We start from the raw sequence: 12,293 nt of genomic DNA, 5'->3' as shown, positions 1-12,293 counted from the left end.
GCGACCGGACACGCCTCGCGGCCGGGCACGCCTCGCGCGCGGCGCGGATCAACCCCGGCGCTCGCGGGTAGTGGTGCGGGCATGGCGGGACTTGACGTGATGGTGGTCGGGCAGGTGGCGCGGGACCTCGTGCTGCTGGTGGACGAGGTGCCGGGGGCCGGCGGGAGCACACCGGTACGGCGGCGGCGCGAGTTGCTCGGCGGCAAGGGGGCCAACCAGGCCGTCGGGCTGGCGCAGCTCGGCGCCGCCGTCGGTCTGCTCGGGGTGGTCGGCGACGACGAGGTGGGGGAGCGGCTGCTGGCGCAGGCGCGGGCCGACGGCATCGACGTCCGGTGGGTACGGCGCCGGCCCGGCACCCCGACCGGGCTCATCGTCGACGTGGTCGACGCCGACGCCGACTGGCGCTACCTGGAGGACCTTCCCGAGGCCACCCTGCTGACCGCCGACGACGTCGCCGGGGCGGCATCCGCGCTGCGGGCCGCACGGGCCGTACTGGTGCAACTCCAGCAGCCAACGCGGGCCGCTTTGGCCGCGGCCCGGACCGCCCGGGAGGCCGGCCGGCTGGTCGTGCTCGACGGCGCGCCGAGCGACGCGGACGACGTCGACGCGCTGCTCGCCGTCGCCGACGTGCTGCGTGCCGACGCGCAGGAGGTCGAGCTGATCACCGGCGACGCGCCGCGGGACGCCGCGGCGGGGCTCGCCGCCGGGCGTGGGCTGCTGCGTCGCGGCCCGTCGCTGCTGGCCATCGAGGTGGCCGGGGAGGGCAACGCGTTCGTCTGGCCGGACGGCGAGCTGTTCGTGCCGTTGAGCGAGACGCCCACCGTGGACGACACCGGCGCCGGGGACGCCTTCGTCGCCGCGCTGACCCTCGGCGTGCTGCGCGGTGAGCCCCGGGAGCGGGTCGCGCGGTACGCGGTCGCGGCGGCCGGTGCCACCGTCGGCCATCCGGGCGGGCGGCCCGCGCTGACACCCGAGGCGATCCGCGCACAGCTCGACCGGATTCCGGCCGGTTGACCGGCGGTCACTCACCGGTACCGGCGGCGCGGCGGACGGTTGTCCACGGAGGAGGGTTTTCCGCTTCCGGGGCCCGGGTACCTCGGAAGCCTGACCGAGAGGCGGGTGACTGACATGAAGCGCAATCAATACCACGTCGTGCCGAACGGTGGCGGCTGGAAGGTCGAGCAGGGCAACCAGGTCGTCGGCACGTTCGACACCAAGCAGCTCGCCGTCGAGGCGGGGCGCCGGGCGGCGCACGGCAACGAGCCGAGCCAGCTCGTCGTGCACACGTCCGACGGCAAGATCGAGACGGAGTACACCTACCAAAACGACCCGTACCCGCCGGCCGGCTGACCGCCGTCCGCCGTGGACACGAACGGGCCCGACCCCCGCGGGGGTCGGGCCCGTCGGCGCGGGTGCGACTACCAGCTCAGGTAGCTGGGCTGGGTCTGCACGTTCAGCTCGCGGTAGCGCACGAGGTTGGCCGACCAGGTGCGCCAGTCGGTCAGCTTCAGGACGTCGAGGCCCTTGGTCATGTCGTTGGAGTAGATGTAGCCGTTGTAGTAGTACGCGGACCAGGTGCCGCCGCCGACCAGCCGGTCGGCCGAGAGCGGACCTCGCTCCCAGAACGCGATCTCCTTCGGGTTGGCCGAGTCGGTGAAGTCCCAGACGGAGATGCCGCCCTGGTACCACGCCTGGACCATGATGTCGCGCCCGAGCACGGGGATCAGCGAGCCGTTGTGCGCCACGCAGTTCTCGGTGTCGGCGTTGATCCGGGGGATCTTGTAGTAGCTGCGGAAGACCATCGTCCGGGCGTCACCGCGACCGGTGATGTCGTAGATGGCGTCCGCGCCCCGCTCCGGTCCGATGGCCTCGGTGCAGGTGGCCGCGCCGCCGCCGCCCAGCTCGTCGGTGAAGACCACCTTGGTGCCGGCGTTGTTGAACGTGGCCGAGTGCCAGAACGCGAAGTTGACGGTGTCCCGGACCCGGTTGATCAGCCGAGGGGCCTCGCGGTTCGAGATGTCCATCAGGATGCCGTCACCCATGCACGCGCCCGCGGCGAGGTCCTTCTCCGGGTAGGCGGTGATGTCGTGGCAGCCGGTGGTCGCCGAACCGCCGGGCCGGCCCTCGTAGCCGCCGTCCGGGAAGAGGTTCGGGGCGGCCACCACCGCCGCGTCCGTGGGGGACTTCACCGGCACCTTCACGATGGAGATGGAGTCGTGCGGGGGCTGGCAGTCGGGGAACTCCGCCCGTGGGCTGTACGAGGAGACGTACAGGTAGACGGTCTTGCGGTCCTTGCCCGGCACGAGGGTGTGGGTGTGCGACCCGCAGGCCGTCTCGACCGCCTTGACGTAGCGGGGGCTGGCCTTGTCGCTGATGTCGAAGATCTTGATGCCCTCCCAGGACGCCTTCTCCGTCGCCGGCGCGCTGGTGCTGTTGCAGGAGTCGTCGCTGCGGGAGGAGTCGGTGGAGAGGAACAGCAGGTCGCCGTGGACGGAGATGTCGTTCTGCGACCCGGGGCAGTACACCTGCGACACCACCGTCGGCGCGGTCGGTCGGGAGATGTCGTAGACGACGAAGCCGTTGTAGTTGCCGGCGAAGGCGTAGCGGCCCTGGAAGGCGAGGTCGCTGTTGGTGGCGTCCAGCGGCGCCTGCTTGGGCAGGTTGGCGACCTGCCGGAGGTTGGGGCTGCTGACGATCTCGTCGACGCCCGGGATGGTGTTGGTGGCGCCCACCGTGCCCGAGGGGGCCGAGCGCGTCGCCACGCCGGCACTTCCCGGTGCGGCGGTGGCGACGCTGGCGAGGAGCAGGCCGGCCGCGGCCAGGCTCACAGTGGTGAGCCGCCTGGCCCGCAGGGTGCGGAAACTGGTCATCGGCGACGTCCTTCGCAAGGGGATGGCGATTGTGGACACCCTACCGTCCGAAGAGTTCCATCGATGTGACGCGGATCACGTGAAAGCTCGTCCGTCGATGGATAGCATCGCCATGACCTCTACCGGGGGGAGTGGCCCATGACCAGCCGTCGCGCGCGGACCCTGGCCGTCGTCATATCCGCGTGTCTGTTGGCGGTGGTGGTCGTTGTCCTGTCCCGTTCCGCCGGCGGCCCGACCACGGCGCCGGCGGGACAGGCCGCCGCCGCGACGTCCGCCCCGGCCGGTCCGAGCCGCCCTGCGGTGATCGTTCCCGGTCGGCCCGGCGAGACCGCCGCGGTCCGGCCTGCCGAGGAGATGCGCGACGCCACCACGGCCCGGCACAACTCGATGGACGTCTGGTTCGTCCGGATGATGATCCCGCACCATGCCCAGGCGCTGGAGATGGCGGAGCTGGCCGGCGACCGCGCCGGCGACCCGGCCCTGCGCGCCCTCGCCGAGCGCATCCGGGCCAGCCAGGGCCCGGAGATCGGCCTGATGCGGGGCTGGTTGCAGGCTCGCGGGCTCTCCACCGAGGTGGCCGGGCACGAACACGGCGGCATGCGGGGCATGCAGACGCCCGAGGCCATCCGGCAGCTCGCGGCGGCGCGGGGCGCCGAGTTCGACCGGCTCTTCGTGCGGATGATGACCGAGCACCACCAGGGCGCGGTCCAGATGGCCACGGACCTGCTCAAGGTCGGCGCCGACCTCACCCTGTCGGAGTTCGCCAACTCCGTCGCCACCGAGCAGACCGTCGAGATCGACCGGATGCGCGAGCTGCTGGCCTGAGCCGGGCGGCCCGGCCCGGGCTCGGGGTGGAGTGGCCCCCTGACCTGCGGCACGTACGCTGGGTGACCGTGAACCGCACGATCCTCGGCCGCCCCCTGCGCGGCGTCGCCTTCGACGCCTTCGTCTCCGCCACGGTGGCGCTCCTCGGGCTCGCCGGCCTGGCGCACCAGCCCGGTGGTGGCATGGCCACCCTGGTCGGGGCCGCGATGGCGGTGGCGCTGCTGTTCCGCCGGACCCACCCGTCGGCGGTCGCCCTGGTCGTGGCGGCGCTTGCGCTGGTGCAGGTGGTCGCCGGGTGGGGGCCGCTGGCCTTCGACGTCGCCGTGCTGATCGCTCTCTACAGCGTGGTCAAGTACGCCGACCGGCTCCGCGACGGGGTCCTCGCCGGGATCGGCGCCGCCGTCGGGGTGGTGCTGGCCGGCCTCCAGACCCAGGGCGCCATCTCCTGGTGGGCGACGGCGATCTACTACGGCCTGGTCACCGGGGCGGTCTGGCTGGTCGGGCTGAACGTGCGCACCCGCCGGCTCTACGTGCTCAGCCTGGAGGAGCGGGCCGCCACCCTGGAACGGGAACGCGAGGCGGAGGCGCGCGCCGCGGTCGCCGGGGAACGCACCCGCATCGCCCGAGAGCTGCACGACGTGGTGGCGCACAGCATGGCGGTGATGATCGTGCAGGCCGACGGGGCGCGGTTCACGCTCGACCGGGACCCGGAGACCGCCCGCCAAGCGGTGAAGGTGGTCGCCGACACCGGCCGGCAGGCGCTGGAGGAGATGCGCCGGCTGGTCGGCGTACTGCGGGAGCCCGACGCGCCGGACGCGGAGGCCGGGCCCGGCGACGCCGGGGCGAGCGCCGACCCGGCGCACCGTCGGTTGGCGCTGGCGGAGCTGCCCGCCCTGCTCGACCGGTTCCGCGCCGCCGGCCTCCGGACCCGGCACGCTGTCTCCGGCAAGCCGGCGCCGATGCCGCCCGGGCTGGAACTGACCGTCTACCGGGTGGTGCAGGAGGGGCTCACCAACGCGCTGAAGCACGCCGGGGTCGGCGCCGACGTCGAGGTCACCGTCACGCACGCCGGCGACGCCGTGCTGGTCCGGGTGGTCGACGACGGACGCGGCCGGCCGCCGGTCAGCCCGGCGCCGTCCGGCGGGCACGGCCTGGTCGGCATGCGCGAGCGGGTCGGCGTGTACGACGGCAGCCTCACCGCGGGGCCGCGACTCGCCGGGGGCTGGCAGGTCGAGGCGCGGCTACCGCTACCGTCGACGTCCCCGACGACGGAGGTGACGGCGGCATGACGGTCCGCGTGGTGATCGTGGACGACCAGGCGCTGGTCCGCGCCGGCTTCCGGATGGTGCTGGACTCCCAGCCGGACCTGGCGGTCGTCGGCGAGGCGATCGACGGCGCCGACGCCCTGCGGCTGCTGGCCCGCGTCGAGGCCGACGTCGTGGTGATGGACGTCCGGATGCCGACCATGGACGGGGTGGAGGCGACCCGCCGGATCTGCCGGGACCGTCCCGCCGGATCGCCCCGGGTGCTGGTGCTCACCACCTTCGACACCGAGGCGGACGCCTTCGCCGCGCTCCAGGCGGGCGCCAGCGGCTTCCTGCTCAAGAACGTCCCGCCGGAGGAGCTGCTGGCGGCCATCCGCGTGGTCGCCCAGGGCGACTCGGTGGTCGCCCCGTCCATCACCCGGCGGCTGCTCGACCGGTTCGCCGGCCGGCTCGGCCCGGGGCCCGCCGAGGACCCCCGGATCGGCCAGCTCACCGAACGCGAGCGGGAGATCCTCCTGCTGGTGGCGCAGGGGCTCTCCAACGCGGAGATCGCCGCCCGGGTGCACGTCGCGGAGGCCACCGTGAAGACGCACGTCGGGCGGATCCTCGCCAAACTCCAGCTCCGCGACCGGGTGCAGGCCGTGGTGCTGGCGTACGAGACGGGGCTGGTCACCCCCGGCGGCTGAGCCGGTCTGCGACCCAGGTCGTACGGGCCCACCCCGTCAGGGGCTCCCCAGGTCGCAGCGGGATCACCACGCGCGGGTGGACGCGGCCGCACCGGCGGCGCCCATAGCGTCGGAGACGTCCCAGCCACGATCTCCACGGGGAGCTCCACGTGTCCGTCGCACCTCCCGCGCACGCCACCGCCGGCGTCGCGGTCACCGCCCGCGGCCTGTCCAAGCGGTACGGCTCCGGCCAGGCCGCCGTCGTCGCCCTCGACGGGGTCGACGTCGACTTCGCCGCCGGCCGGTTCACCGCCATCATGGGCCCCTCCGGCTCCGGCAAGTCCACCCTCATGCACTGCCTCGCCGGCCTGGACCGGCCCACCTCCGGCAGCGTGCGCATCGGCGACGCCGACCTCGCCGGCCTCGACGACAAGCGGCTCACCCTGCTGCGCCGCGATCGCGTCGGCTTCGTGTTCCAGAAGTTCAACCTGCTGCCGGCGCTGACCGCAGAGGAGAACATCGTGCTGCCCCTGGCGATCGCCGGCCGGCGGCCGGAACGGGCCTGGCTGCGCCAGGTCGTCGCCGCGGTGGGGCTCGCCGACCGGCTGCGCCACCGTCCCGCCGAGCTCTCCGGCGGCCAGCAGCAGCGGGTGGCGGTCGCCCGCGCGCTGATCACCAAGCCGTGGGTCATCTTCGCCGACGAGCCGACCGGCAACCTGGACTCGCGCTCCGGCGCCGAGGTGCTGCGCCTGCTCCGCGAGGCCGTCGACACCCTCGGCCAGACGGTGATCATGGTGACCCACGACCCCTCGGCCGCCGGGCACGCCGACCGGGTGGTCTTCCTCGCCGACGGCCGACCGGTACGGGACCTCACCGCGCCGACCGCCGAGCGCGTGCTCGACGCGCTCGCCGGCCTCGACCCGGCGCGCGTACCGGCCGCCGGCCGCGAGGCGGTGACCCGGTGATCCGCACGACCCTGCGCCAGCTGCGCGCCGAGGCGCTGCGCCTGATGCTCTCCTCGCTGGCCGTCGTGCTCGGCGTCGCGTTCATCGCCGGCACGCTGATCTTCGTCGACGGGATGCGGGCCGGCGCGTACGAGCGGGCCGGGGCGTTCGACCGGCACACCGACCTCGCCGTCCACTCCACCACCGACGACCCGTTGCCGGCCGCCCTGGTCGAGAAGGTGCGCTCCCTCGACGGGGTCGCCGCCGCCGAGGGGGAACTGCTCGGCTCCGGCGGCGTCGTCGGCGCCGACGGCCGCCCCGTGCTCGGCTACGCCGTCCTCGCCGCCATCCCCGTCGACGAGGCCCTGCGCTCGTACGACGTGGTGACCGGCCGGCTGCCCGACCGCCCGGGCGAGGTGGTGCTGGACGCCGCGACCGCCGACGAGGAGGGCTTCGCCCTGGGCGCTTCCGTTCGCGTCGGCGGCGGCGGGGGAGCGGCCCGCCCGTACACCCTGGTCGGCACGGTCGACGTGGCCGGCACCGCCCGCGACGTCGGCGGCCCGTTCATCGGCCTGGTCGGCGCGGACGCCCTCGCCGTGACCGGCCAGCGGGGCTACGACCGGATCATGGTGGCCGCCCGGCCGGGCGTGGCCGAGGCGGCGCTCGCCGAGCGGGCCGCCGGGGCCGTCGGCGCCGGCGCGACCGTCAAGTCCCGGCAGCGCATCCTCGACGACGCCGTGACCGACGCGGTCCGCGACCTGCAGCAGTTCAACATGGCGTTGCTGACCTTCGCCGGGGTCGCCGTCGTGGTCGCCGGCTTCGTCATCGCCAACACCTTCGCGATCGTGCTGGCCCAGCGGACCCGGCGGACGGCGCTGCTGCGGCTGGTCGGCGCGACCCGGGGCCAGCTGTTCCGCGCCGCGCTGCTGGAGGCCGCGCTGGTCGGGCTGGTCGCCTCCGCGGCCGGCGTGCTGGTCGGCGTGGCCCTGGCCGGCGGCATGAACCAGGTGCTGGCGCGGCTCGACGCGCCGGCCTCGGGCGGGCTCACCGTCACCGGGTCGACCGTGCTGGTCAGCCTGCTCCTGGGCACGGCGATCACGATGGGCGCCGCCCTGCTGCCCGCGTGGCGGGGCACCCGGATCGCCCCGGTCGCCGCGCTCACCGACGCGGCGGTCCAGCCCGCCCGGGGTGCCGGCCGGCTCCGGCTGACCGCCGGGGCGCTGGTCTTCGCCGCCGGGATCGCCGCGCTGGTCGGCGCCGCGTACGCCGTCCAGGTGGTGCTCGTGGCCGCCGGCGGCGTGCTCACCTTCTTCGGCATCGTGCTCTTCGGCCCGGTGCTCGTGCCGGCGCTGGTCCGGGTGCTGGGGTGGCCGGCCCGCAGGCTGTTCGGGGCCACCGCCGGCCTGGCCGTGGCGAACGCCGTGCGCAACCCGCGCCGGATCGCCGCGACCGCCACAGCCCTGGTGATCGGGATCGGACTGGTGTCGGCCTTCGTGGTCGGCGCCCGCAGCACCAAGGACGGCATCGAGCGCAGCGTGGACGCGGAGATCGGCGTCGACTGGCTGGTCACCGGGATCGGCGGGGACCTGCCGGCGCCGCTCGTGGCCGAGCTGCGCGCCCGACCCGAGCTGGCGGTCGTGCACGAGCAGCGCGGCGCCGTCGCCGCCGGCGTGCAGATCCAGGCCGCGCACCCCGCCCTGGTGGCCCGGACGCTGACGGGCGTCGTGGCGGGCGACGTCGGCCGGTTGGGACCCGGGTGGGTGCTGGTGCACCGGGAGCTGGCCGAGGCCAGAGGCTGGACGACCGGCTCCACCGTCACCGTGCGCGGCCGGTCGTTGCGGGTGGCCGCGGTCGTCACCGCCGACGGACCGACGCTCGCCGGCAGCACCGTTCCCGACGGTCACGTGATCGAGGTGGTGGACGCCGACTTCGCCGCCCTCTTCCCCGACGAGCGGGGCTACCTGGCCGAGATCGACCCCGCCGACGGGGTCTCCGCCGAGCGGGCCCGGGCCGCCATCGAGGCGGTGGTCACCCGGTATCCGACGGCCAACCTGATGGACCAGGGCGCGTACAAGAAGATGCTCACCGCCACGGTCGACATGCTGCTCGCCCTCGTCACCGCGCTGCTGGGCCTGGCCGTGGTGATCGCGCTGGTCGGGGTCGCGAACACGCTGAGCCTGTCGGTGGTCGAGCGGACCCGGGAGAACGCCGTGCTGCGGGCGGTCGGCCTGACCCGGGGGCGCATGCGCGCCATGCTGGCCGTCGAGGCGGTGCTGATGGCGCTCGTCGGCGCGCTGCTCGGGGTCGGGCTCGGCACCGGCGTCAGCGCCGCCGCGATGGCCCTGCTGGCCCGGATCAGCGGCGACTTCGCCGTGGTGCTGCCGGTGGGGCAGCTGGCGCTGATCCTCGGGGTCGCGGTCGTGGCCGCCCTGGTCGCCTCGGTGCTGCCGGCCCGCCGGGCGCTGTCCCGGCCGGTGGTCGAGGCGCTCGGCGACCAGTGACATCCGCCGGCCGGTCCCGTCGCCCGTCAAGGTGACGGGACCGGCCAGCGGTGCCGGGTCTACAGGCGTTCCACCACGGGGCCGGCACACCGGTTGCGGGTGTCGAAGACGTACCGGGCGTGCCGGGTCACCAGGTCGTAGTCGAAGTCGTCGTGGTCGGTGACCACCACCACCGCGTCCGCCGCGTGGACCTCCCGCTCGGTCAGCTCCACCACGAGCACACCGCCCGGGATCTGGTGCGGCTCCGCGTACGGCTCCACCGCCCGGACGTCCGCGCCGAGGGCCTGCAGCCGCCGGGCGACGTCGACGGCGGGGGAGTCCCGCATGTCACCGGTGTTCTTCTTGTACGCCAGCCCGAGCAGCAGCAGCCGGGCCCCGCTGACGGCGCGACCGGTCCGGTTCAACCCGTTCATGATCCGTTGGGCCACGTGCTCGGGCATCTCGTGGTTGACGTCGTTCGCCAGCTCGATGAACCGGAACTGCCGCCCGAGGCGCCGCTTGACCTGCCAGGACAGGTAGCACGGGTCGATCGGCAGGCAGTGCCCGCCGACCCCCGGGCCGGGCCGGAACGGCATGAAGCCGAACGGTTTGGTCTCCGCCGCCTCGATCGCCTGCCAGACGTCGATGTCGAGGTGGTGGGAGAGCATCGTCAGCTCGTTGATCAGGGCGATGTTCACCTGGCGGAACGTGTTCTCGATCAGCTTGGTCAGCTCCGCCACCCGGGTGGAGTCCACCGGCACGGTCCGTTCCACGAGCCGGCGGTAGAACCCTTCCACCCGGGCGAGCGCGACCGCGTCCACCCCGGAGACCACCTTCGGGGTGTTCTCCAGGCGCCAGGTCCGGTTGCCCGGGTCGATCCGCTCGGGGCTGTAGCCCAGGTGGAAGTCGCCCGGGCTGCGCAGCCCGCTGGCCGACTCCAGCAACGGGCGCAGCAGCTCCTCGGTGGTGCCGGGATAGGTGGTGGACTCCAGGACCACGGTGCAGCCCGGCCGCACGTACGGGCCGATGCCGACGCCGGCCTGCTCCACGAAGCTGAGGTCGGGCGTGCCGTCGCGCAGCGGCGTGGGCACCGTGATCACGCAGATGTCGAAGCCCTCCGCGTCGGTGTACGCCGTGCTCGGCCGGTACCGGCCGCTGCCCAGCGCCCGGCCCAGCCGGTCGGCGGGGATGTCCTCGACGAACGACTCGCCCGACGCGAGCCGCTTGACCCGGTCGGAGTCGACGTCGAGGCCGACCACGTCCAGGCCGGCCTCGACGGCCCGCATGGCCAGCGGCAGGCCGACGTACCCCTGGCCGATCACGACCAACTTCTCAACGCTCACCCGGGCTCCCGAGGCAGACGGCGGAAAGGACCTGCTGAGGAGCCTAGAGCGATTTGTGTGCCCGTAAGTCCGGTTTGGGATTATCGGTGCCAGTGAGGTGACCGCAGCGTCGCCGCAGGATCACGCGGGGCGACCTCGGGCGGCCGTGCGGGACCGCCGCGTGGCCCGAGATGGGTGACCGCGGCGTCGCCGGGCGACCGTCCGCCGGAGCCCATGCACAGGCCCAGCGCGCTGCGGCTCCCGGCAGGGCCGGCGGTTCAGACCACCGGCGGATTGGCCGGGTCGACCGGGGTGGTCTGCGTCTCGGTCGGCTCCGGCGCCGGCGGTGTGGTCTGCGTCGGGGCGGGGTTGCTGGGCGTCGCTGCCGGCGGATCGTCGCTCTTGGTGGGGTCCGGCGACTCCGGAGCCGCCGACCCGCTCGGCTGGGGAGTGACCGGCGGCGCGGTGGCCGACGGCGAGGGGCTGGAGGTGGAGCCGGTGGGCCGGAACGGCCGGCCGGGGTCGACGGGGGCGTCCTCCTGGTCCGCCGGCGCCTCGGCGCCCCCGCTCGGCTCCGCGGCCGGGGTGGTCGCCTGCGGAACCTTGACCGCCGGTGCGTCGGCCTCCCTGGTCATGCCGAGCGCCGCGCCGAGCCCGGCCAGCGCCACCAGCACCGCCGCCGCCGCGCCGACCAGGGTGCCGCGTCGCCTCCGGCGGGCGGCGGTCGCGGCCACCGGCACGTCGGTGCGGGTGCCCGGGTCGACGCCGCCCGCCGCCGCGGCGGCGGGCACCATGGCGGTCGGCGCGGAGGGGTCGGACACGGCGGCGCGGGCCGCCTCGGCCATCGCCGCCGCGCTGCTGAACCGGTCGGCCGGATCCTTGGCCAGGGCGCGGGAGACCAGCGCGCGGACCGCCTCCGGAACGTCGTGCGGCAACTCCGGCGGCTCGTCGTCGAGGTGGCGCACGGCGACCTGGAGCGGGTTGTCGCCGGTGAACGGCGGGCTGCCGCTGAGGCAGCAGTAGGCCACGGCACCGAGGGCGTAGATGTCGGTCGCGCCGGACACCGGTCGGCCGGCGGCCTGCTCCGGCGCCATGTAGAGCGCGGTGCCCGGCACGGCGTTCGTGCTGGTGATGCTGGTGATGTTTGTCGACCGGGCGACGCCGAAGTCGACCAGCACGACGCTGCCGTCCTCCTGCACCAGCAGGTTGCTCGGCTTGACGTCGCGGTGCACGATCCCGCCGAGGTGCGCGGCGTGCAGCGCCTGCGCGACCTGCGCGACGATCGTCATCGTCTCGGCCACGTCGAGACGCCCGGCGGCCTCGATCCGCTTGGACAGCGGCTGACCGGTCACGAACTCCATGACCAGGTAGTCGGCCCGCCCGCCGTCGGGCAGGTCGTCCTCGCCGCTGTCGAAGACCTGGACGATGCCCGGGTGGCGCAGGGCGGCCATGATCCGGGCCTCGGCACGGAAGCGGGCGATGAAGTCGGGGTCGGAGACCAGCGCCGGCAGCAGGACCTTGACCGCGACCTGGCGGCCGAGGACGAGGTCCTTGCCCCGCCAGACGTCGCCCATGCCGCCCGTGGCGACACGCTCGTCCAGGCGGTAGCGACCGCTGAGTACGACCTCCGATGACAACACAGCATTACCGTACCCAGACCGGCGGGGATCGGCGCGCCGCGTGCCGTCGCCCCGACCCGTGCCGCCCGCACGCCGGGGGCGGCGGGACCGGACCCGCCTCGGATAGGCTGTGAGCGCCCGTGGACCGTCTGTGACGACATTCCCCCCATGTCCGCCGTGGGCTGGCCGAATGCGCCGCCGTCCGCGCCCACCGAGGGTGGTGCAGCGTCCCGGGCCTCCGCGTCGTTACGGCGACGGGCCGTCCGAACGGCTAGATAATTCTCACTCTTCTGCCCACCGGGG

Annotated in this window: 10 protein-coding genes; 7 read left to right on the top strand and 3 right to left on the bottom strand. The window is 74.5% G+C overall.

The window, feature by feature from the left end; all coding sequences use genetic code 11:
• Positions 1 to 81: 81 nt before the first annotated feature.
• Both DER29_RS19700 and DER29_RS19695 read left to right on the top strand, forming a co-directional pair.
• On the top strand, positions 82 to 1,014 hold the full coding sequence (locus DER29_RS19700) for a PfkB family carbohydrate kinase (RefSeq protein ID WP_121398664.1): 933 nt from the start codon (positions 82 to 84) through the stop codon (positions 1,012 to 1,014).
• 114 nt (positions 1,015 to 1,128) lie between these two features.
• Positions 1,129 to 1,350 carry a DUF2188 domain-containing protein gene (locus DER29_RS19695; RefSeq protein ID WP_121398663.1) on the top strand — a complete coding sequence of 74 codons (222 nt, stop codon included), beginning with the start codon at positions 1,129 to 1,131 and terminating at the stop codon, positions 1,348 to 1,350.
• Positions 1,351 to 1,418: 68 nt separating this feature from the next.
• Here the strand turns inward: DER29_RS19695 and DER29_RS19690 are convergent, their stop codons facing one another.
• On the bottom strand, positions 1,419 to 2,870 hold the full coding sequence (locus DER29_RS19690; protein ID WP_121398662.1) for an LVIVD repeat-containing protein: 1,452 nt from the start codon (positions 2,868 to 2,870) through the stop codon (positions 1,419 to 1,421).
• Between the two features lie 138 nt (positions 2,871 to 3,008).
• Between DER29_RS19690 and DER29_RS19685 the strand changes: the two genes are divergently transcribed.
• From DER29_RS19685 to DER29_RS19665, 5 genes are all read left to right on the top strand, one after another.
• On the top strand, positions 3,009 to 3,695 hold the full coding sequence (locus DER29_RS19685; RefSeq protein WP_121398661.1) for a DUF305 domain-containing protein: 687 nt from the start codon (positions 3,009 to 3,011) through the stop codon (positions 3,693 to 3,695).
• A gap of 62 nt (positions 3,696 to 3,757) precedes the next feature.
• Complete coding sequence (locus DER29_RS19680) at positions 3,758 to 4,984, top strand: sensor histidine kinase (protein WP_121398660.1); 1,227 nt, start codon at positions 3,758 to 3,760, stop codon at positions 4,982 to 4,984.
• Positions 4,981 to 5,646 carry a response regulator transcription factor gene (locus DER29_RS19675; protein WP_121398659.1) on the top strand — a complete coding sequence of 222 codons (666 nt, stop codon included), beginning with the start codon at positions 4,981 to 4,983 and terminating at the stop codon, positions 5,644 to 5,646. Before DER29_RS19680 ends, DER29_RS19675 begins: the two co-directional genes overlap by 4 nt.
• 149 nt (positions 5,647 to 5,795) lie before the next feature.
• On the top strand, positions 5,796 to 6,590 hold the full coding sequence (locus DER29_RS19670; protein WP_121398658.1) for an ABC transporter ATP-binding protein: 795 nt from the start codon (positions 5,796 to 5,798) through the stop codon (positions 6,588 to 6,590).
• Positions 6,587 to 9,070, top strand: coding sequence for an ABC transporter permease (locus DER29_RS19665; RefSeq protein WP_121398657.1), 2,484 nt, complete (start codon positions 6,587 to 6,589; stop codon positions 9,068 to 9,070). The genes DER29_RS19670 and DER29_RS19665 overlap by 4 nt, the downstream gene beginning before the upstream one ends.
• A 59-nt stretch (positions 9,071 to 9,129) precedes the next feature.
• Here DER29_RS19665 and DER29_RS19660 read toward each other — a convergent pair whose 3' ends face one another.
• Together DER29_RS19660 and DER29_RS19655 are read right to left on the bottom strand one after the other, a co-directional pair.
• Complete coding sequence (locus DER29_RS19660; RefSeq protein WP_121398656.1) at positions 9,130 to 10,392, bottom strand: nucleotide sugar dehydrogenase; 1,263 nt, start codon at positions 10,390 to 10,392, stop codon at positions 9,130 to 9,132.
• A 257-nt stretch (positions 10,393 to 10,649) separates the two neighbouring features.
• Positions 10,650 to 12,011 carry a serine/threonine-protein kinase gene (locus DER29_RS19655; RefSeq protein ID WP_121398655.1) on the bottom strand — a complete coding sequence of 454 codons (1,362 nt, stop codon included), beginning with the start codon at positions 12,009 to 12,011 and terminating at the stop codon, positions 10,650 to 10,652.
• Positions 12,012 to 12,293: the final 282 nt, after the last annotated feature.

The sequence above is a fragment of the Micromonospora sp. M71_S20 genome (genome assembly GCF_003664255.1).
Taxonomy (GTDB): domain Bacteria; phylum Actinomycetota; class Actinomycetes; order Mycobacteriales; family Micromonosporaceae; genus Micromonospora.
This window is presented reverse-complemented; position numbering and strand designations above follow the sequence as displayed.